The organism is Paraburkholderia fungorum, assembly GCF_902833645.1.
GTDB classification, from domain to species: domain Bacteria; phylum Pseudomonadota; class Gammaproteobacteria; order Burkholderiales; family Burkholderiaceae; genus Paraburkholderia; species Paraburkholderia fungorum.
This window is the reverse complement of record NZ_CADFGE010000017.1, coordinates 1-20,527: the sequence shown is the minus strand read 5'-3', so window position 1 is coordinate 20,527 and position 20,527 is coordinate 1. Positions and strand designations below refer to the sequence as shown.

Here is a 20,527-nt window from a genome sequence, read left to right as displayed (position 1 = left end):
GTATTACCGATTTTTACAAGAACGGGCGAATGTTAAGCGGAAGTATTTCTTCCGTCCACGGCCGGTTTGTCTGGATTTGTGTACTTTTGTCGAGCGCTATTCGCTTGATGCGGCATGGACGCAAAGTCGTCCAGATTTGACGCGGTGTGTGTTACGGCGATTGGCACCAGCTCTCCCAAGCGGCCCGACGATTTATCGCTTATGAGTGCGTTTCCTCAGCTTTAGCGACGCGGCTGAGGTTTACTCGGACGGGCTCCTCGCTCTACTTCAGAAGGGATCACATACGGCTCGAGTTCCAGCAGAATCTCGTCGAGCCTGATACGCAGCTCCTTTGGCACCTGCGCCATCATCTCAGCGTAGGCCTCAGTTGTTACCTGACGCATGGCCTCGATTTTTTTCAGGCCAGCAGGTGTCAATTCAACACACTTCTGCCTGCGATCCTCGGCCGCCTCCCGACGATCCACCACGCCTTCCCGATACAACCCGTCGACCATACGGCTCGCCGCGGCATGACTTAAGCCAGTTGCCTCGGCCAATTCAGCAATGGTCTGTGAATCGTGATGATGGAGGTGAAACAGGGAGATGACGCGCGCGAAGGTTACGTCGCCGCTCAACATCGTCGACGCGTGGTGAAATACCCGCGAGGCAACCAGTCCATACAGGAGTTCGAGTTTGCGCCCGATGCCGGTTGCACTACCTTTCATGCGCCTGCCCATTTCCGACGAATATTTGCATTGCGATACCCTGTATTTACAGATTCCTCACCACGGCCGGCCGCGCGAAGGCAGCGGGAAGGCAGCGGGAAGGCCTGCATGCCGGCAGACCTTCGGTGCGTGGGGACTGTTCAGGTTGGATTCTCGCAGATATTCGCAGAAAGGACGTTAGTTGTATGAACGCACACATCTAGTGCAGTCGGCCTGTTCCCGCAGACCGGCATTTCGCGCGACATGAGTTGAACTGGCACCGCGGGCTCGTTCTCAAGCGCCGCCCGCAACGCTTCGCGGAACTCGGGCGGGCGTGCCTGGCTGGGCCTTTTTCAAGGCCTCGGGATTATGGGCAGATATTCACGCGTATCTAGCTTGTGGCACAGGTGTAGCTGGCCGCGGCGCTCACGCTGCCGGAGCCCGAATAGTGCGGCACAGTTGGGTACGGGCAGTCCGGCAGGGACGACGTCGCATTGCCATTGGAATCGAATTTCGTCAGCACCAGTTGGCCGGGGGCGGTACCCTGTTCGACCCACGCGATCATCGCGCCGAGATAGTCAGTCTGATCTGGACCGTTGCCACCGAGTACATGGCCTACTCCTGGTTCGAGATAGAAGCGTGCGTTGCTGCCAGCGGACCCGGCGAGCTGTACGACGGTTTGCCAGTTACGCAGATGGTCGCGCGGCGAAATCAGCGGGTCGGCTGCGCCGTTGAACGAGATCAGCTTCTTGCCTGCCATCAGATATTGCGCAATGGCCTGCAAATTGTGGTCCGCTCCCACGTTTTGCAGCCCTGCGGCAATGACGGGATACGAAGTGTCCACATTGAAGTTCGCTTGCAGACTGCCCGGCACCGTGGCGGGCAGCAGCCAATTCGCATTGCCCGTGCCGAGCGCCGCGAAGCCGCCGCCCAACCCGCCGTATGAACCAACCCCGAACATGGAGCCGAAGTCCGCCCAGTTATATCCGGAAAACAGTAACTGGCCGCCGCTCGTCGACAATGGCGCGACTATCCGCTGCACGGTTTGCAACTGCGCGGGCGAAAGACAGGTTGCCGCGGGCGCACCGGACGCGCCACACTGCAGAGTCGCTGGATCAAAAGTGCAGGCAGCGGGATTCAGAATCACGCCGTTGGCATTCCCGCACTGCGCGACTGCTGCGGAATACGCGGCTGTCCACTGAGCATTTGAGGGCATCGCAGCGGAACCGGCAAGCGTTGCAATATTGAGCATCGCCGCTACCTGGGTTCCCATGTTCATGCTCTCGTCGCCGGCAATGATGCCGTCGTAGTCCCCCGGCTGATTCTGGGCGGCAAGATAGGCCTCACGGCCGCCGTTCGACGCGCCGCTGAAGTACGTGTATTTCGGCGCGGAACCGTAAAAGGCAGCAACCACCGCCTTGGCGAAATGAACCGTGATACCCGTCGATGCATACGCGTAGTCCTTCTGTGCCGTTGCATTCGTCAGCAGATCCGCCGGATTACCGGTGCGATTCCCGCCATTCGAAGCGGTATAGGCAATTCCCCGCGCCAAGGGCTTGATGAGCGGGAACTGTGCGGAAGTGGCTTCGACGGTTGGGATGCTTCCGTCGAAGCCGCCGCCACCCTGCTGGAGTAGCCGCTTCGACCAGTTGTCGGGAAGATCGACCTCGATGTCGAGTGTGGTACTGGCTGCTCCGGTTGCACTGACCTTGCAATAACCCGGGTTGCCACCCGCGGCCGCGATGCGTGAGGTTGCCGTCACGGTAATGCCATTGAACTGTTGACCGTTTATCTTCGTGCACAGCGCTGCGTAGTCGACCGGCGCCGGCGACGCGACATTGTCCGAACTGCCGCACCCCGAAAGTGCGAGGACGCACCCTCCCACCGCCAGTGCGACAACGAGTCGCCTGGCATTGCATTCAATCCAGCTCTTCACGTTGATATCTCCAGATATAGGTGTCGTATTTATTGCCGCTGTGGCCGGAGAGTCGGGTTCTTCGCTTTCGTCGGGACGAGCAGGATCGCTGCCCGGCAACGGGAAGTAGATGGGTAATCTGAGGGAACACATCCGCCTGATTGACCCGGCCGGATATTAATAAACCGTCCGGTCGTTCAATCAATGTGTGTAACGTTAGGATCGTTTGGACTCGACGCCAAGCGGGGTTAACCCGCTTGGCGCCGAAATACGCGACTGGCGCAGGAATAGCGCGTGGCAAAGAAGCCTGGCCTTGCTGAATAATGCTCATGCACATGTACCTACAGTATGCATAATATGCGTGTACGCATCTAATTGACGCAACATATACGGCGTAGGTAGGGATCTTCCCAGCGCGGGTGTCGCGCCAGGATTTGTGCCCGATCTTTTTTGCTTGACTGCAGCGACGACCCGCTCGCGCATATGCGACCCGACAACACTCACACGGCGTGGTCTTTGTCATCGATATCGACAGCAGCGACCCAGTCGGCCTCCTCCTTCCATATCACCGCTCGAACTGATGTCCGAACTGATCGCCGCCGCGATGTTTTACGCAGCGAGGTACGCAGCCAGCAAACTATATGATCTGGCTACGCGCGATTTTTGACGGGGTTGCCGAATCGCGCGCTGTTTTACGACCGGCCGCGGCAGGCGATTCAATCGGAATCAGTCGGAAGAATCTTTGGCGCCGGGGACCGGACTCGAACCGGCAAGCCGTGAAGCGGCGGATTTTAAGTCCGCTATGCTTACCAATCATTCTCGCGATCGCGAACCACCAGACTGCCGCGACAGGTCGGGAAAAAGACCGTCCGCAACCCGGCGCGTCAGCTTGAGTTTTCCGTTCTGCATGGGTCAATCCGTTTAAAAACAGGCTCAAAGACGACCAATTTGCATGAATCGTGAGCCTCGCGTAGCGCTTTTGGCGTGCCGCTCGCCAGGACGGCGGTTTCGTCCTACTGTCTGCCTGGGGCTAGGGCTTTTTTTGTTCTACGCTATATAGGCGCTCCGCCGCATCGTGGCCGTTGCCACGGCTGCGGCACGAGTGCCATGACACACCTATTCATGGAGACTGATGATGTCAATTCGACTAGGACAGGACGCTCCGGATTTCACTGCTGAAACCACTGAAGGGACGATCCGCTTTCACGAATGGATCGGCGACCATTGGGCGGTCCTGTTTTCGCATCCCAAGGATTTCACGCCCGTTTGCACCACGGAACTCGGCTATCTGGCGGGCCTGCAACCCGAATTCGAGAAGCGCAACACAAAAATTATCGGGCTCAGTGTCGATCCCGTTAGCGACCACAAGGAATGGGTCAAGGACATCGCGGAGACGCAGGGCCACGCGGTTGGCTATCCACTGATCGGCGACCCTGACCTGACGGTCGCAAAGCTCTACGATATGATTCATCCCGAGGCGAGCGGTAGCGGCGCACGTACCGCGGCGGACAATGCGACGGTACGCTCGGTGTTTATCATCGGGCCGGACAAGAAAGTCAAAGCCATGCTCGTCTACCCCATGAGCGCAGGCCGCAATTTTGACGAAGTGCTGCGCCTGCTCGACGCGCTGCAGCTCAACGCGAAGCATTCGGTGGCAACGCCGGTGAACTGGAAACCGGGTGAAGACGTGATCATCCCAACCTCCGTTTCCGACGACGCTGCAATGCAAAAATATCCGCAAGGTTTCAAAACCGTAAAGCCTTATCTGCGGTACGTGACGCAACCCAAGTAAGGCGCTCGCAGCAGCGAGCCTTGGAGCAAACCAGTGTTGATCTTCCGGCAGCTATTCGACCAGCAGTCGTCAACCTACACGTATCTTCTTGCCGATAGCACAACGCGAGAAGCGGTGCTGGTCGATCCAGTCTTTGAACAGGTGCGCCGGGATGCCGCCCTGATCGAAGAGCTGGGACTGCATCTGCTTTGCACAATCGATACCCACGTCCACGCCGATCATGTGACCGGCGCATGGATGCTGAACCGCCGTACAGGTAGCAGGATTGCGATATCGGCAGCGAGCGGCGCCGAAGGTGCGGACCGTTATCTGAAGCATGGCGACAAGATCGAGTTCGGCGCGCGGTACCTGACGATCCGTGCGACACCGGGTCATACCGACGGATGCATCACACTCGTGCTCGACAACGAAACCATGGCGTTTACCGGCGATTGCCTGTTGATCCGCGGCACGGGCCGCACGGATTTTCAGCGCGGCGACGCGCACGCGATGTTTCGCGCGATCCACAACCACATTTTCACGCTGCCCGCCGCGTGCCTGCTATACCCCGCTCACGACTATCGCGGTTTGACGGTCACGAGCGTGGACGAGGAACGGCGCTTCAATCCGCGCCTTGGCGGTGAACTGTGTGAAGACGATTTCGCCGGTTACATGACAAATCTGCGTTTGCCCCATCCGAAGCAGATCGACATAGCGGTGCCCGCGAACCTGAAATGCGGCCTCGCGACGCTCTCCCCCGCGCAAACGACCGAACCCGATTGGGCGCCGCTGACATGCAGTTTCGCGGGTATCTGGGAAATCAATGCCCAGTGGCTCGAGGAAAATCTGCAGGCGGTCGAAATCGTCGACGTACGTGAACCCGGCGAATTCGACGGACCATTGGGACGCATTCCGTCAGCCAGGCTCATTCCATTGGGCGAGCTGGCCGGGCGCGCCGCCGAACTGGCGAAGGAACGCCCAACCGTGACCGTCTGCCGGGCCGGCGGACGGTCGGCCCAGGCCACAGTCATTCTGCGGCAGGCCGGATTCGAGCGGGTGGCCAACCTTGCCGGCGGCATGCTCCGCTGGCGCGCGGAAGGCCGCGTCGTCGAAAACGGCAGCATGTAGCGGTGTCGGCTCCGGTATGCGAAAAACAGATACATACCCGGCGCCGCCGCTGTGACAGCGCGTTGAATTCGAAACTGGCCTGAAGGCCCCCCACCCTGCCGTCAACTTCCACACGCATGAATCAGGAACTGTTGAAACGCGACGGCCGGTGTATCCAACGTCGCGCCCTTGCGCCACAGCATGCCCGCATCCATCTGCGGAATCGCGTTGAGAATAGGCCGCGCTTCGATCCGCTTGCCCTCCAGCGACCACGGGCGAAATACCATGTCGGACAGAATCGTCACACCGAAACCATACGCGACGAGACCGCGCAGCGCTTCCATTGAACTGGTGCGAAACGCGATATTCGGCTCGATTTCGTTGCGCCTCCAGTAGCGCAGTGTGGACTCCTCGCCTTCGTCTACGGTAATCAGGATATACGGGTACTTCGCGATATCCGCGAGCGAAGGCGCGTTGAGTTGCGTGAGCGGATGCGTGGGCGAGGTCCACAACTGCCGGCGCGAGCGAATCAGCGTGTGGTGCTGAAAACGCCGGATATTCTCCACATTCGACAACAGAGCAATGCCAAGATCGACATCGCCGTCGAGCACCGCCTGCTCGATCGACGCACGGTCCGTGTCATGCAGATCGATCTCGATGTCGGGGTAAGTCGCACGAAAGCGCGCCATCAGCTCCGGCAGAAAGTAGCCGAGCAACGTATAGGACGCCGCGATGCGCACCGTCCCCCTCAGATCGTGCGAACGAAAAGGCGCCTTGTAGACCGCGTCGCGCACTGAATCGAGTATGTGCCGCGCGTGATTCAGGAAGTCCTGCCCATCCGGCGTCAGCGCGACGCCCTGCGGCAGGCGTTCGAACAGGCGCGTACCCAGGGTTTCCTCTAATGCGAGTACCGCGTTGGTAATCGCGGATTGCGACACATGTTCGACCGTCGCGGCCATGGAAAACTGCCCGCTTTGCGCGGCAGCCACGAAGTAGCGCATCTGCCGCAGGGTGATGTCTTTTGACATGTGTTTTTCGAATAGCAGGATTCGGTATTCGTGATTTTACGATGGAAATTCCGCTTCCTATACTCGGGCTCAAATAAAGCCATCGGAGACATGGACCATGAATGCCCCGCTATCGCCCGAGCTACGCGACGCACTCGCCACCGTATCGCTCGACGACAAATACACCCTCGAAAAGGGCCGTGTCTACATGAGCGGCACGCAGGCGCTGGTCCGTCTGCCGATGTTGCAGAAGGCGCGCGATCGGCGTGCCGGTCTCAATACCGCGGGCTATGTATCCGGCTATCGCGGTTCTCCACTCGGCGCGCTGGACCAGGGACTGTGGAAAGCGAAGAAGCATCTCAAGGAACATGACGTGGTGTTCCAGCCAGGGGTCAACGAGGATCTGGCGGCCACCGCCGTATGGGGCACGCAACAGCTCAACCTGTGGCCCGGCGCCAAGGTCGATGGCGTATTCGGCATGTGGTACGGCAAAGGGCCGGGCGTCGACCGTACAGGGGATGTTTTCAAGCACGCGAATTCAGCCGGCACGGATCCGAACGGTGGCGTGCTGGTTCTCGCGGGCGACGATCATGCGGCGAAGTCGTCGTCGGTCGCGCACCAGTCCGAGCATATGTTCGTCGCGAGCGGCATTCCGGTGCTCTATCCGGCGAGCGTGCAGGAGTATCTCGACTACGGATTGCACGGCTGGGCAATGAGCCGCTATTCCGGTCTGTGGGTCGCGATGAAATGCGTGACCGACGTGGTCGAATCGAGCGCGTCGATCGATATCGATCCGGACCGTTTGCAGATCGTCTTGCCCGACGACTTCGACATGCCCGAGGGCGGACTCAATATCCGCTGGCCCGATCCGCCGCTCGCCCAGGAAGCCCGCCTGCTCAATCACAAGTGGTACGCGGCGCTAGCCTACGTTCGCGCGAACAAACTCAACCGCGTGGTGATCGACAGCCCCACGCCGCGTCTGGGCATCATGACCGCGGGCAAAGCCTATCTCGACGTACGCCAGGCGCTTGCCGATCTGTCGCTCGACGACGAGACCTGCGCGCGCATCGGCATTCGCGTACTGAAAGTGGGCTGCGTATGGCCGCTCGACGCGCAGAACGCGCGTGACTTCGCCACCGGCCTCGACGAAATCCTCGTTGTCGAAGAGAAGCGCCAGATTCTCGAATATGCGCTGAAGGAAGAGCTGTACAACTGGCGCGACGATGTGCGCCCCAAGGTATTCGGCAAGTTCGATCAGCGCGACAACGCCGGCGGGGAGTGGTCCGTGCCGCGCGGACAGACGCTGCTGCCGGCGCATTACGAGCTCTCGCCTGCCCTGATCGCGAAGGCGATCGCGCGGCGCCTCGCGCAGGCCGACCTGCCGGCCGACGTGCGGGCGCGGATCGAAGCGCGTGTTGCGATCATCGAGGCAAAAGAGCGTGAAGCCGCCACGCCGCGTTCCGTCGCCGAACGGCAGCCGTGGTTTTGCTCCGGCTGTCCGCACAACACGTCGACCCGGGTGCCCGAGGGTTCCCGCGCGCTGGCGGGCATCGGCTGCCACTACATGTCGATGTGGATGGACCGCAATACGGAGACGTTCAGCCAGATGGGCGGCGAAGGCGTCGCGTGGACCGGGCAGATGCATTTCACGAACGAGCGGCATGTGTTCGTCAATCTCGGTGACGGCACCTACTTTCACTCAGGTCTCCTCGCGATTCGTGCATCGATCGCAGCGGGTGCGAATGTCACTTACAAGGTGCTCTACAACGACGCGGTCGCGATGACCGGCGGCCAGCCGGTCGACGGCGTGCTCACGGTTCCGCAGATCGCGTTTCAGGTAGTCGCCGAGGGCGCGAAGCGCGTGCTGATAGTCACCGACGAGCCGCAGAAATACGACGCGAAGGTACGTCTTCCCGACGATGTGAAGGTCTATCACCGCGATGAACTCGATCGATTGCAGCGCGAGTTGCGCGACGCGGCGGGCACCTCGATCCTGATCTACGACCAGACCTGCGCCACCGAAAAACGCCGGCGCCGCAAACGCGGCACGTATCCCGATCCCGCCAAACGCGCCTTCATTAACGATGCGGTATGCGAAGGTTGCGGCGATTGCTCGGTGCAATCGAACTGCCTCTCGGTCGAACCCTTGCAAACAGCGCTCGGCACCAAGCGCAAGATCAACCAGTCCTCGTGCAATAAGGATTTCTCGTGCGTGAACGGCTTTTGCCCGAGCTTCGTGACGGCGGAAGGCGCGCAGGTGAAGAAGCCGGGCAACGCTGGTTCGGACGCCACGCTGCCGGATTTCGCGGCCCTGCCCCGGCCGGTGATTGCTGCCCTGACGAAGCCCTACGGCGTGCTGGTGACGGGCGTTGGCGGCACGGGCGTGGTGACGATCGGCGGCCTGCTGGGCATGGCCGCTCACCTCGAGAACAAGGGCGTCACCGTACTCGACATGGCCGGCCTCGCACAAAAAGGCGGCGCGGTGCTCAGCCACGTGCAGATCGCGGCGACGCCCCAGCAATTGCACGCAACCCGCATTGCGACCGGTGAAGCGCGTCTGATTATCGGCTGCGATGCGATCGTCTCCGCTTCCGCCGAAGTGCTTTCCCGCACGCAACGCGGCGTGACCCGAGCTGCGATAAACAATAGCGCGACGCCGACCGCGCAATTCGTACGCGACCCGCAGTGGAGCTTCCCCGCCGATGAGACGCGGCATGACTTGCAGCAGAGTATCGGCGACGATTGCGATTTCATCGATGCGAATCGTCTTGCGCTCGATCTGCTCGGCGACACGCTGTACGCCAACCCGTTGCTGCTCGGTTTTGCGTGGCAACGCGGCTGGCTGCCCGTCGGCTACGAAAGCCTCGACCGGGCCATCGAGCTTAACGGTGTGGCGGTTGAAAAGAATCGACTCGCCTTCGAGTGGGGTCGCTATGTCGCGCAGCACGGCGAAGCCGCAGCAGGTGCGTTTGCACCGCATGCAAAAAAGCAGCAGGCGATTGTCGTGCAGATGCCGGAATCGCTCGAACGTCTAATCGAACGCAACGTCGAACGGCTTGGCCTCTATCAGAACGCACGCTATGCGGCGCGTTACGTGGACGTGGTCGAACGGATGCGCGCCGCCGAAACGAGGCTGGCAGCGGGTGCGAAGCTACGCCTCACGCCGGTGGTCGCGCGCAATCTCGCCAAGCTGATGACCTATAAAGACGAGTACGAAGTTGCCCGTCTTTACGCGGACCCAGCGTACCTCGACAAACTGCGCGCGCAATTCGAAGGCGAACCGGGCCGCGACTACAAACTCGCTTTCCATCTCGCCCCGCCGCTACTGGCTAAACGCGACGAACACGGCCACCTGAAAAAACAGCGCTTTGGCCAATGGACGCTCAGCCTGTTCCGTGTGCTCGCCAGACTCAAAGTTCTGCGCGGCACCGCGCTCGATGTGTTCGGCAAGACGGCCGAGCGCCGCAATGAACGCGAGTTGATTGAACAGTACGTCACGATGATCGACGAGTTCTGCACGACGCTCGACAGCACGCGATTCGATGTTGCGATGAAGCTCGCCAACCTGCCCGATGAAATCCGCGGTTTCGGTCACGTCAAGGAACGCAATGTTATTGCCGCAGCGCTAAAACGCGAGCAGTGGCTGCGCGACTATCGCGACTCAGCGCGTCTCGAACGCTTTGACCAGGTAGTCGACAAACGAAGCAATTCTTGAGGAAATGGCCGTGTTCCGATAATAGACGGCGTGAATCGGCTGCCGGATGTCCTGGGTCTGGCGGCTGAGAACCTGCACGAGCCGTCCTGATTCGCGATCCTGTCCGGTCATGAAGTCCGACAGGCAGGCAATGCCGACGCCATCCAGCGCCAGTTGCCTGAGCGTCTCGCCGCTGGACGAATAGACGGTCGGCTCGATGCGATGCAGTTCGCCGTCGGCGCCGGGTACCGGCCAGACGTTCAGCGACTCCGGCTGATTGAATCCCAGCAGCGCATGCTTGCCGAGGTCGTCGACCTTGCGCGGCTGGCCGTGCGCTTCCAGATAACCGGGGCTCGCCAGAATCCGCAGCCGGCTGTTGCCGATGAGCCGGCTATGCAGCGTCGAATCTTTCAGGCTGCCGATCCGGATCGCCACATCGGTGCGCCGTTCCAGCAGATCGATGATCCCCTCGTTGCTGTTCAGTTCCAGCTCGACATGGGGATAGCGCTCCCGATAGCCCCGCACGAGCGGCACGATCACGTGCAGCATGAACGGCGACGCGGCGTCGACGCGCAGGCGCCCGGACGGCTTGTCCCGCCGCGCCACCATCTGTTCCTCCGCGCTCTCCACCGATTCGAGAATCGCCCGCGCATTCTGCAGGAACGTCCGCCCCTCCTCGGTCAGTTCCAGCCGGCGCGTGGTTCGGCGCAGCAAGGTCGTTTTCAGCTTCTCCTCGAGCCGGCCCAAAGTCCGGCTCGCCGCCGAGACCGTCTGCTCGAGCTGCTGCGCGGCCGCCGTGATCGATCCCGTGTCGACCACCGTCGCGAAGGTTTGCAGCTCATCCAGCGTGATTTTCATTCTTGACTTTAGATCAAAATAATTCCCTTTATAGACTGGTTTTTCTGCAAAAGTAAAGCGTGCGCACTTTGCCCCGTCTTCTGGTCCTGACCCACGCCGCCTTTCGGCAGGTCTTCCAGTGAGGCGCGACCCGTGATCGCCGCGAACTCTTCGAGCGAAGCCATGTGCATTGGCGCGATGCTGGTGATTCCCGCCGTCAACAATGAGCGGCACCACTACCCGCAGGAGCAGAAGATGCTTGAAATCGCGCGCACAGGCATTGCGAGGTTGTCGGAACCACCCGGGTAGCGTTCTTTTCGGGGATGCGCATCATACCGATTCACCCGCGCGTCGCCGCCTTGGCTCGGCGCGTACGCTTTACCCCGACGGACAAGCTGATCGAAGAAGCATGGAAGCAATCGAGAATTGCAGCTGGCCACCCAGCCATCCGATTTCACGACTTGAGGCACGGCGCCGCGTGGGAAATGATGAATGCCGGCATAGACCCGTTCACGGCTGGCGGCGTCCTCGGGCACAAGTCGTGTCGTATCGACGAAGCGATATTCTCACCTGGTCATGGACCGGCTTGCGGCAGCCGTCGGCAAGACTGGGTACAAAAGGAGGAATCCGGTTTAAGGCAGAACAACCGATACCGCGAAGATTCGCCGGAGATAGCAAAAAACGCTAATCCTTTGCTGGGCAGATGGTGCCGGGGACCGGACTCGAACCGGCAAGCCGTGAAGCGGCGGATTTTAAGTCCGCTATGTTTACCAATTTCATCACCCCGGCAGGGGTAGAACCGCATGTGGACGCGAATTCTACCATTGCCCGGCGAGCGCACCAAACCGGCGCAATCCAGCCGCAGTCCGCCCCCACCCGCCCGCCACAACTCTCCATCCAGGGACAAAACCTGGAGTCATCCGCAAGTCACAAACGTTGCCGATAATCCGCTCACGAAAACGTTTACATGACGAGCGCAACCCATGATCCCAACGATCAAAGATGTCGCCGCCCACGCGGGCTTCTCCATCGCCACGGTCTCGCGCGCAATCAACGCGCCGCACACCGTGAACCCGGTCACGCTCGACAAAGTGCGTCAATCCATCGACGCCCTCAACTTCCGCCCCAGCCCGCTAGGACGGCAGCTACGCGGCGAGCGCACGCGCCTCATCGGCGTGGTCCTGCCGACGCTCGCCAACCCCGTGTTCGCCGAATGCCTGCAAGGCATCGACGAACTCGCCGCGGCGCAAGGCTACCGGCTCATGCTGATGACCACCCAGTACGACGCCGACCGCGAACGCCACGCCATTGAAACCCTGCGCGAGCATCGCGTGGAAGGCCTGATCCTGACGGTCGCCGATGCCGACACGCATCCGCTGCTCGACGAACTCGATCGCGACGGCCTGCTCTACGTGCTGATGCACAACGACACGGTACGGCGCCCGGCGGTCTCGGTCGACAACCGGCTCGCCGCGTTCGACGGCGTACGCATGCTGATCGCGCACGGCCATCGCCGCATCCTGATGCTCGCCGGCACACTCGCCGCCTCGGACCGCGCCCGCCAGCGGCATCTCGGCTACGCGCAGGCGATGCAGCAAGCCGGCCTCACCCCCGCGCCGGCACTCGAAGTCGATTTCAACGCCGACGAACTGTCGCCGTCCGTGCTCGCACATCTGACCAGCGGTCCGAACCGCCCGACCGCCCTCTTCTGCAGTAACGACCTGCTCGCGATGGTCGTGATGCGCGGCCTGCGCCGGGCTCGGCTGCAGATTCCGCACGACATGTCGATTCTCGGCTTTGACGGACTCGCGATGGGCGAATTGCTGTCGCCGCCGCTGGCCAGCGTCTGCGCGCCGAATCGCGAGATCGGCTGCGCTGCCTGGCAGCGTTTGCTGAGCCGTGTAACGGGCACCTATGAAGCGTCAGGCGAACTGTCGCTCACGTTGACGTTGCCGCACAGTTTGCGCGAAGGCGCCACCATCGCGGCAATTTCGAACCGCGCCGACAATCCGCCGGCGCATGCGTCGGCGTAAGCCGCAGAGCCGTTTGCATAAGCCCTAACCGCTACGTTGAACCTCAAACCACCCGCTCTCTTCTCTTCAGGAGACCCGCAGTGATCCGCTCGTCATCACGTTTTGCTTCATCGATCAAACCGCTCTGGCGCCGACTCGCCCGCACCACGGCCGGCGCGCTGTCGGCCGGCATGATGGTCACCGCCGCGCTCGCCGCTCTCGCACCGCAAGCGGCCCACGCCGACGAAACCGCGATCTGCTACAACTGCCCGCCCGAATGGGCCGACTGGGCGAGCCAGATCAAGGCGATCCAGCAGAAGACCGGCATCCGCGTGCCGTTCGACAACAAGAACTCCGGTCAATCGATCGCGCAACTGATGGCCGAGCAGAAGAGCCCGGTTGCGGACGTGGTGTATCTCGGCGTGTCGTCGGCGTTCCAGGCAAAAGACAAAGGCGTCATCCAGCCGTACAAACCCGCGCATTGGGACGACATTCCGGCGAACCTGAAGGACCCGCAAGGCTACTGGTTCTCGATCCACTCCGGTACGCTGGGCTTTTTCGTCAACAAGGACGCGCTCGAAGGCAAGCCGGTGCCGCGTTCGTGGGCCGATCTGCTGAAGCCTGAATACAAGGGCATGGTTGGCTACCTCGATCCGTCGAGCGCGTTTGTCGGCTATGCGGGCGCCGTCGCGGTGAATCAGGCGCTTGGCGGCACGCTCGACAACTTCGAGCCGGGCCTCGACTGGTTCCGCAAGCTGAAGGCCAACGCGCCGATCGTTCCGAAGCAAACCGCCTATGCGCGCGTGATGTCCGGCGAGATTCCGATTCTGCTCGACTACGATTTCGACGCTTACCGCGCAAAGTACAAGGATCACGCCAATGTCGAATTCGTGATCCCCGCGGAAGGCACGATCTCGGTTCCGTACGTGATGAGCCTCGTGAAGGGCGCGCCGCATGAAGCGAACGGCAAGAAGGTGCTCGACTTCGTGCTGTCGGACGAAGGTCAGAAACTGTGGGCCGAAGCCTATCTGCGCCCGGTACGCGCCAATGCAATGACGCCGGACATCGCCGCCAGATTCCTGCCCGCGAGCGATTACGCGCGTGCCAAGCCGGTCGACTTCGGCAAGATGGCTGAAAAGCAGTCCAGCTTCGGTGAGCGTTATCTACAGGTGATGCATTGAACGACGTCACGTTCCCGCTGCGCTGGCGCATCGCCCTGATCGCGCCGGCGCTGGTGGTTTTCATCGCATTCTGGCTGTTGCCGATGGGCGCGCTCGCGCAAATCAGCGGCGACGGTCACGCGTTCGCAACCTATCGCGCGATGCTGACGAATCCGCGTTACATGTCGAGCCTCGGCGCGACTGTCGTGCTGTCCGCGGCAGTCACGGCGGCAACCCTGGTGCTCTCGGTAATCGCCGGTTTGCTGCTGGCGCGCCGTGAGTTTCCGCTCAAGCGCACGTTGCTCGCGCTGTTGACGTTTCCATTGGCATTCCCAGGTGTCGTGGTCGGCTTCATGGTCATCATGCTGGCGGGGCGCCAGGGATTGATCGGCGCGCTGTCGTTGAAACTCACCGGCGACCGCTGGGTGTTCGCTTACTCGATGAGCGGCCTGTTTCTCGGCTACCTGTACTTCTCGATTCCCCGCGTGATCGTCACCGTGATGGCCTCGGCCACCAAGCTCGATGCGTCGCTCGAAGAGGCCGCGCGTTCGCTCGGCGCATCGCCGTGGCGTATCACACGCGACATCGTGTTGCCCGCGTTGTCGCCGGGTCTGATCGCGGCGGGCGCGGTATGTTTCGCGACCGCGATGGGCGCCTTCGGCACCGCCTTCGCACTGGCCACCGACATCGACGTATTGCCGATGACCATTTACACCGAGTTCACGCTCAACGCGAACATGGTGACGGCGGCGGGCCTGTCGATCGTGCTCGGCATCGTCACCTGGGCCGTGCTGGCATTCGCTCGCAGCGTGAGCGGCTCGGCAGTCGCGGCAAGCGCATGAGCGGCATGTCCAAACCCGATCACGAGACTTCGATGAATTCCATCAGCACTCCCCTTCAGCCGGCTGCGAAGCCGCGCGCGCGACGGCTCGGACTACCCACGTCGCGCACCTGGCTGGCAGCCGGCCAGTGGTTCGTTACGCTGCTGCTGTGCGCGTTTCTGATCGTGCCGGTCGTAATGTCGATCATGGCCGGACTCACGGTCAACTACTTCAAGGGTATATCGAGCGGACTCACGCTGCGCTGGCTCGGCGAAGTGTGGACGCAGTATCACGACTCGGTATTTCTCTCGCTCGAAGTGGCCGCGGCGACCCTGCTGATCACGCTGCTGACCGGCGTGCCCGCCGGCTATGTGCTGGCGCGCAGCAAGACGCGGCTCTCGCGCATCATCGAAGAGTTTCTGGTATTGCCGATCGCGCTGCCCGGCCTCGCTTCCGCGCTTGCGCTGCTGGTGGTCTACGGCGGCTTCACGATGTTTCGCATGAGCGTTGCGTTTATCGTCGTCGGCCACGTGGTGTTCACGCTGCCGTTCATGGTCCGCGCGGTTGCCGCCGTCTGCGCGAGCAGCGATCTGCGCACGCTCGAAGAAGGTGCGGCGAGCCTCGGCGCAAGTTTCCTGCAACGCTTCGTCACGATCGTGCTGCCGAATGCACGGCCGGGAATCGTTGCGGGCGCGCTGGCGGTGCTCACGCTCTCGATCGGCGAATTCAACCTGACGTGGATGCTGCACACGCCCGACACCAAGACGCTGCCAGTCGGCCTCGCCGACACCTACGCGTCATTGCGCATCGAAATCGGCAGCGCCTACACGATTCTGTTTTTCATCATGACGATGCCGCTGCTCGTCGCGATGCAATGGCTCGGCGTCGATGCGACCGGCCAGCGCAGCGCGGGGAAAAAACGCGCCGCCTCCCGTTCGAAGCCTTCACCGACGTCCACGCCATGAAACTCGACTCCGTTCCCATCACGCTCACGCAATGCGCAAAAACGTTTCGCGGCACACGTGTGCTCGAACCGCTCGATCTGCACATCGGCGCGGGCGAGACACTGGTCCTGCTCGGCCCGTCCGGTTGCGGCAAAACCACTACGCTGCGCATGATCGCGGGCCTCGAAACACCTGACACCGGCGGCAGGATCGCATTCGGCGACGAAGACGTCACCGCGTTGCCGATCGAAAAACGCCAGGTCGGCATGGTATTTCAGAGCTATGCGCTGTTTCCGAACCTGACCGTGCGCGGCAACATCGGCTACGGACTGAAGATCAAACGCGCGCCGGTTGAAACCGCACGGCAACGTGTCGACGAATTGCTCGCGATGATGCGTCTCACCGCTCACGCCGACAAGCCGATCGATCAGCTTTCGGGCGGACAGCGCCAGCGCGTTGCACTGGCGCGCGCGCTGGCCGTGCAACCCCGCGTGCTGCTGCTCGACGAACCGCTGACCGCGCTCGATGCGCGCTTGCGCGACACCTTGCGCAGCGAGATGAATACGCTGCTGCGCGAGTTAGGCATTACCACCGTCTACGTGACCCACGACCAGGCCGAAGCGATGGAACTCGGCGACCGTATCGTCGTGATGAGCGCCGGGCGCATCGAGCAGATCGGTTCGCCGCGCGATATTTACTACCGTCCGGCAAATCGCACGGTCGCGCAATTTGTCGGCACGATCAACCGGCTGGCGGGCGAGCGGCGCGAAGGCCTCCTGACCACGACCGGCGGAACCGTCCCGTTGCCGTCGGGCCCCGGGCATGCAAGCGCGGCACACGAATTCTTCTTCCGGCCCGAAGATGCATATCTGGCCGACCCAGCCACGGCGCAATTGCGCGGTAACATCGAAAGCACCGCGTTTCTCGGCGAGCGCACCCGCTTGACGATCGGCGGCGCCGCACCGGACGCCTTGCTGATCGACGTCGCGGGCCGGGTAGAACTCGCACGCGGCACACCGGTCGGGATTTCGATCGCGCAAGACGCGCTGATTGCGCTATCGTAAAGACACAGCGCTGCGATTCCGGCGCGCCATAAAAGAAGGACATCCCCATGCTGCTGGCTCAAATTAGCGACCTGCATATCAAACGACCCGGCGCGCTGGCGTATCGCCGCGTCGACACCGGCGCCTATCTCGCCCGCACGGTCGCCGCGCTCAATGCGTTGGAGCCGCGTCCCGACGCGGTGATCATGACCGGCGACCTCGTCGATCAGGGTGACCCGGAACAGTACGCGCACCTCAAAACGCTGCTGGCGCCGCTCCAAATCCCCTACTTCCTGCTGGTGGGCAATCACGACGAACGGACTGCGTTGCGCGCGGCGTTTGCCGATCGCGCCGAATTACACAGTGGCGGAGAGTTCGTGCACTACGCGGTCGATATCGGCGCGCTGCGGGTAATCGCGCTCGATTCGATGGTACCGGGCGCAAGCGCCGGCAATCTGTGCGACGCACGGCTCACCTGGCTCGCGACGCAACTCGATGCGGCACAAGGCAAGCCGACGGTGGTCGCGCTGCACCATCCGCCGTTCGTCTGCGGTATCGGACACATGGATGAATTGCGGCTCGATCCCGTTGCCGCCGACAGGCTCGCCGCCTTGATCGCTCGTTATCCGAACGTCGAGCGGGTGATCTGCGGCCATGTGCATCGGCCGATGTTCGTGCGGTTTGGCGGCACGATCGCATCGGCGGTGCCGGCGCCCGCGCACCAGGTCGGGCTCGATCTGCGCGAGGACGCGCCCTCGGCATTCGTGATGGAGCCGCCCGCGTATGCGCTGCATCGCTACGATCCGGCAACGGGCATCGTCACGCATCATGCGTATGTCGACAAGGCCGATGGCCCGTATCCGTTTTACGAGCCGGAAGGCGCGTTGATCGATTGACGGCGGCACCGCGCCGGATCAGACAGCGACAAAGGTTTGCCGCACACGCCGGGACAGCCTGAAATACGGTATCCCGAGCGCGGCGGCAGCGACGGCTTGCACGAAGCCGTCGAATGGAATGGCGATCGCGATGCCGATGGCGTGGGTCATGTGATCGCCCAGCAGGTAGGCGACGGTGCGCATGACGACGATCGCCAGCAGCCACGCCTGCACCTGCCCCGGAAACCGCGCCGATCTGCGCCGCACGAGCAGCGCCAGCCAGCCGGCACCGGCGACGATAAACAAGCCGATGATCACGTCGCAGCCCACCATTGCGATCACGGTGCGATACCAGCCGTGCGTTTCGGGACGCACGAATACGGCCAGCAACTCCCACTCGAGCATGAGCTTGAGCGGATCGCGCAAGGCGAACGCGGTTGAAAACGCCCATGCCGCGAGGCAGATCAGCGCGATGAGCAGGCAGCCGCCGATTCGTCGGGGTTCGGGTTTCGAGCTTATGGTCATGGAATCGGTTATTTGATAGATCTGATCGCGCGTGCTGCGCGCGCCGATTCTACGAACGAAAACCGAACGACCATCTCATTTTTGCTGCCCGGTGTTTAGAGCAGCTTGCGCGCCGCGCTTTATAGCCTCCGCTTTACAGCAACTGCTTCCCACCGGCGCAGCCTTTCCTTCAATCGTGCACACGGTGCGTCGCGGGGGCGGTCAGCACGATTGCGACCGCTCCGGTATGATCGGCACGCTTGAGGACCGTGCATGGGCCGGTCCGTCGATGGTTTGCTCACATGTCCACATCCGAAGCTTCCACTCCTGCTTCCACCGACCGGTCTTTGCGCGGTCTTCTGCTGCTCCTCGCGACGATTGCCGGCGTGGCGGTCGCGAACATCTATTACAACCAGCCGTTGCTCGACAATTTTCGGCAATCGTTTCCGAGCAGTGCGTCGTGGGTTGGCGCGGTGCCGGCTGTGACGCAGCTTGGCTACGCAGCCGGGATGCTCTTGCTGGCGCCGCTCGGCGACCGCTTCGATCGTCGTCGCCTGATTCTGTTGCAGATCGTGGGCATGTGCATAGCGCTGGTGGTGGCGGCCGCGGCGCCGACACTGTCGGTGCTGATTATCGCGAGCCTCGCGATCGGCGTGCTTGCCACTATTGCGCAGCAGGCCGTGCCGTTCGCGGCCGAACTCGCGCCCGCATCCGCGCGTGGCCATGCCGTGGGCACGGTGATGAGCGGATTGTTGCTGGGGATTCTGCTGGCCCGGACTGCGGCGGGACTCGTCGCCGAGTATTTTGGCTGGCGAGCCGTGTTTGGTGTTTCGGTGGTTGCGTTGCTGGTGCTGGCGGTGGTGATCATTCTGCGACTGCCGAAGAGCAAGCCGACGTCGACGTTGCCGTACGGCAAGCTGATGGTTTCGATGTGGCACCTGATCGTCGAGCATCGCGCGCTGCGTGAGGCCTCGCTGACCGGCGCGGCGATGTTCGCGGCGTTCAGCATTTTCTGGTCCGTGCTGGCGTTGTTGCTGGCGGGCGCGCCGTTTCATCTTGGGCCGCAGGCTGCGGGTCTGTTCGGGATCGTCGGTGCGGCGGGGGCGATGGCTGCGCCGCTGGCCGGCAAGTTTTCCGACCGACGCGGGCCGCGGGCGATTATCACCGTGTCGATTGTGCTGGTGGCGATTTCGTTTGTTGTTTTCGCGTTGTCGGCGAAGAGCATTGTTGGGTTGGTGATCGGCGTGATCGTCCTTGATATTGGTGTGCAGGCGGCGCAGATTTCCAATCAATCGCGGATTTACGCGCTGAAGCCGGAAGCGCGCAGCCGCGTGAATACTGTTTATATGGTGGCGTATTTTATTGGCGGCGCTGTCGGGTCGGGGGTCGGCGCGGTGGTTTGGCCGGCTTTTGGGTGGATTGGGGTTAGTGTTGCTGGGGTGGCTTTTGCCGGGCTGGCGGCGTGGAATCATTTGAGGCTTCCAGCCGAAGGGTGACGGGCCTGCCCGGCAGGAAGGGGCCTGCGCGGCGCTTTTCGTTGTTGATCTGGATTTTTGGGCGGTGCCTTGTAGTGATAGTGATTTATTTGGCGTTGCCCTACTGGTCTTTTGGCCTTTCCTTGTTTTGTTAGTGGTCTATTAGCGTTCCCCCTGTGCGGGGGGGCACCTACTTTTCTTTGCCTGCCGCAAAGAAAAGTAGGCAAAAGAAAGCGGCTCACACCGCTAATTTTTAAGCGGGTCCCCCGCACAGCCGCGGTAGTGGTGCATCTGGAATCCGTGCCCCCGCACACTCCGCGCCGTTGACAAAGGGCTCATCAGCTCCCACTCCGCACTACGTGCGTCGCGGACGGGTCTGCCAAGGAAACCGCGCTGATGCTTTGCATAGCTGATTGTTTTGAACTGGGTATCGGCGCGCGCAGCGCCGCCGGAGGTATGACTGCCTTGTCACTAAGTCTGAATGTGCGAGGCGACAGATTCCAGATGCACCACTACCGCGGCTGTGCGGGGGACCCGCTTATGAGCTAGCGGGGTGAGCCGCTTTCTTTTGCCTACTTTTCTTTGCGGCAGGCAAAGAAAAGTAGGTGCTGTAGTGGCCTAATAAAGCTGGACACCTCAAAAGGTAGACTTATATCCAGACAGAGAGGTGTCAGATGGG

The 20,527-nt window shown here is 61.8% G+C and carries 16 protein-coding genes, 1 tRNA gene and 1 pseudogene; 11 read left to right on the top strand and 7 right to left on the bottom strand.

What is annotated here, in order from left to right; all coding sequences use genetic code 11:
* Positions 1-221: 221 nt before the first annotated feature.
* Positions 222-704, bottom strand: a complete 483-nt coding sequence (locus HWX91_RS36195; protein ID WP_052660809.1) for a MarR family winged helix-turn-helix transcriptional regulator — start codon at positions 702-704, stop codon at positions 222-224.
* 370 nt (positions 705-1,074) lie between these two features.
* Positions 1,075-2,619 carry a tannase/feruloyl esterase family alpha/beta hydrolase gene (locus tag HWX91_RS36190; protein WP_028199433.1) on the bottom strand — a complete coding sequence of 515 codons (1,545 nt, stop codon included), beginning with the start codon at positions 2,617-2,619 and terminating at the stop codon, positions 1,075-1,077.
* 1,114 nt (positions 2,620-3,733) lie between these two features.
* On the opposite strand from HWX91_RS36190, the gene HWX91_RS36185 reads away from it, so the two are divergent.
* Together HWX91_RS36185 and HWX91_RS36180 are read left to right on the top strand one after the other, a co-directional pair.
* The gene (locus HWX91_RS36185) at positions 3,734-4,390 is read left to right on the top strand and encodes a peroxiredoxin (protein WP_028199432.1); all 657 of its coding nucleotides are present in this window, start codon (positions 3,734-3,736) and stop codon (positions 4,388-4,390) included.
* A 36-nt stretch (positions 4,391-4,426) separates the two neighbouring features.
* Positions 4,427-5,497: a rhodanese-like domain-containing protein gene (locus HWX91_RS36180; RefSeq protein ID WP_028199431.1), complete on the top strand. Its 1,071-nt coding sequence runs from the start codon at positions 4,427-4,429 to the stop codon at positions 5,495-5,497.
* Between the two features lie 101 nt (positions 5,498-5,598).
* On the opposite strand, the gene HWX91_RS36175 is transcribed toward HWX91_RS36180, so the two are convergent.
* Entirely contained in the window at positions 5,599-6,504 is a 906-nt protein-coding gene (locus HWX91_RS36175) for a LysR family transcriptional regulator (RefSeq protein WP_028199430.1), read from the bottom strand.
* 97 nt (positions 6,505-6,601) lie between these two features.
* On the opposite strand from HWX91_RS36175, the gene HWX91_RS36170 reads away from it, so the two are divergent.
* Entirely contained in the window at positions 6,602-10,198 is a 3,597-nt protein-coding gene (locus HWX91_RS36170) for an indolepyruvate ferredoxin oxidoreductase family protein (protein ID WP_028199429.1), read from the top strand.
* On the opposite strand, the gene HWX91_RS36165 is transcribed toward HWX91_RS36170, so the two are convergent.
* Positions 10,145-11,035 carry a LysR family transcriptional regulator gene (locus HWX91_RS36165; protein ID WP_042276584.1) on the bottom strand — a complete coding sequence of 297 codons (891 nt, stop codon included), beginning with the start codon at positions 11,033-11,035 and terminating at the stop codon, positions 10,145-10,147. The genes HWX91_RS36170 and HWX91_RS36165 overlap by 54 nt on opposite strands.
* Before the next feature lie 8 nt (positions 11,036-11,043).
* On the bottom strand, positions 11,044-11,199 hold the full coding sequence (locus HWX91_RS36160; RefSeq protein WP_156034548.1) for a hypothetical protein: 156 nt from the start codon (positions 11,197-11,199) through the stop codon (positions 11,044-11,046).
* Between the two features lie 138 nt (positions 11,200-11,337).
* Between HWX91_RS36160 and HWX91_RS41005 the strand changes: the two are divergent.
* A pseudogene (locus tag HWX91_RS41005) lies at positions 11,338-11,502 on the top strand (tyrosine-type recombinase/integrase); the annotation flags it as partial.
* Positions 11,503-11,718: 216 nt separating this feature from the next.
* Here the strand turns inward: HWX91_RS41005 and HWX91_RS36150 are convergent.
* Positions 11,719-11,803, bottom strand: a tRNA-Leu gene (locus HWX91_RS36150).
* A 194-nt stretch (positions 11,804-11,997) separates the two neighbouring features.
* On the opposite strand from HWX91_RS36150, the gene HWX91_RS36145 reads away from it, so the two are divergent.
* The 6 genes from HWX91_RS36145 (at position 11,998) to HWX91_RS36120 (ending at position 17,890) form a co-directional block, all read left to right on the top strand.
* On the top strand, positions 11,998-13,047 hold the full coding sequence (locus tag HWX91_RS36145; RefSeq protein ID WP_028199428.1) for a LacI family DNA-binding transcriptional regulator: 1,050 nt from the start codon (positions 11,998-12,000) through the stop codon (positions 13,045-13,047).
* A gap of 80 nt (positions 13,048-13,127) precedes the next feature.
* The gene (locus HWX91_RS36140; protein WP_028199427.1) at positions 13,128-14,207 is read left to right on the top strand and encodes an ABC transporter substrate-binding protein; all 1,080 of its coding nucleotides are present in this window, start codon (positions 13,128-13,130) and stop codon (positions 14,205-14,207) included.
* Complete coding sequence (locus HWX91_RS36135) at positions 14,204-15,028, top strand: ABC transporter permease (RefSeq protein WP_028199426.1); 825 nt, start codon at positions 14,204-14,206, stop codon at positions 15,026-15,028. Before HWX91_RS36140 ends, HWX91_RS36135 begins: the two co-directional genes overlap by 4 nt.
* 32 nt (positions 15,029-15,060) lie before the next feature.
* Positions 15,061-15,972 carry an ABC transporter permease gene (locus tag HWX91_RS36130; protein WP_028199425.1) on the top strand — a complete coding sequence of 304 codons (912 nt, stop codon included), beginning with the start codon at positions 15,061-15,063 and terminating at the stop codon, positions 15,970-15,972.
* Positions 15,969-17,015 carry an ABC transporter ATP-binding protein gene (locus HWX91_RS36125; protein ID WP_028199424.1) on the top strand — a complete coding sequence of 349 codons (1,047 nt, stop codon included), beginning with the start codon at positions 15,969-15,971 and terminating at the stop codon, positions 17,013-17,015. The genes HWX91_RS36130 and HWX91_RS36125 overlap by 4 nt, the downstream gene beginning before the upstream one ends.
* Before the next feature lie 47 nt (positions 17,016-17,062).
* A complete protein-coding gene (locus tag HWX91_RS36120) occupies positions 17,063-17,890 on the top strand; it encodes a phosphodiesterase (RefSeq protein WP_028199423.1) in 828 nt (275 codons plus the stop codon).
* Positions 17,891-17,908: 18 nt separating this feature from the next.
* Here the strand turns inward: HWX91_RS36120 and HWX91_RS36115 are convergent, their stop codons facing one another.
* Positions 17,909-18,394 carry a DUF2569 domain-containing protein gene (locus HWX91_RS36115; RefSeq protein WP_028199422.1) on the bottom strand — a complete coding sequence of 162 codons (486 nt, stop codon included), beginning with the start codon at positions 18,392-18,394 and terminating at the stop codon, positions 17,909-17,911.
* A gap of 281 nt (positions 18,395-18,675) precedes the next feature.
* On the opposite strand from HWX91_RS36115, the gene HWX91_RS36110 reads away from it, so the two are divergent.
* Positions 18,676-19,869: an MFS transporter gene (locus HWX91_RS36110; protein WP_028199421.1), complete on the top strand. Its 1,194-nt coding sequence runs from the start codon at positions 18,676-18,678 to the stop codon at positions 19,867-19,869.
* Positions 19,870-20,527: the final 658 nt, after the last annotated feature.

Coding starts and splice junctions, on each gene's coding strand:
- HWX91_RS36195 (WP_052660809.1), bottom strand. CDS start 704: ATGAAAGGTAGTGCAACCGGCATCGGGCGCAAACTCGAACTCCTGTAT.
- HWX91_RS36185 (WP_028199432.1), top strand. CDS start 3,734: ATGTCAATTCGACTAGGACAGGACGCTCCGGATTTCACTGCTGAAACC.
- HWX91_RS36175 (WP_028199430.1), bottom strand. CDS start 6,504: ATGTCAAAAGACATCACCCTGCGGCAGATGCGCTACTTCGTGGCTGCC.
- HWX91_RS36170 (WP_028199429.1), top strand. CDS start 6,602: ATGAATGCCCCGCTATCGCCCGAGCTACGCGACGCACTCGCCACCGTA.
- HWX91_RS36165 (WP_042276584.1), bottom strand. CDS start 11,035: ATGAAAATCACGCTGGATGAGCTGCAAACCTTCGCGACGGTGGTCGAC.
- HWX91_RS36160 (WP_156034548.1), bottom strand. CDS start 11,199: ATGGCTTCGCTCGAAGAGTTCGCGGCGATCACGGGTCGCGCCTCACTG.
- HWX91_RS36145 (WP_028199428.1), top strand. CDS start 11,998: ATGATCCCAACGATCAAAGATGTCGCCGCCCACGCGGGCTTCTCCATC.
- HWX91_RS36130 (WP_028199425.1), top strand. CDS start 15,061: ATGAATTCCATCAGCACTCCCCTTCAGCCGGCTGCGAAGCCGCGCGCG.
- HWX91_RS36125 (WP_028199424.1), top strand. CDS start 15,969: ATGAAACTCGACTCCGTTCCCATCACGCTCACGCAATGCGCAAAAACG.
- HWX91_RS36120 (WP_028199423.1), top strand. CDS start 17,063: ATGCTGCTGGCTCAAATTAGCGACCTGCATATCAAACGACCCGGCGCG.
- HWX91_RS36115 (WP_028199422.1), bottom strand. CDS start 18,394: ATGACCATAAGCTCGAAACCCGAACCCCGACGAATCGGCGGCTGCCTG.
- HWX91_RS36110 (WP_028199421.1), top strand. CDS start 18,676: ATGTCCACATCCGAAGCTTCCACTCCTGCTTCCACCGACCGGTCTTTG.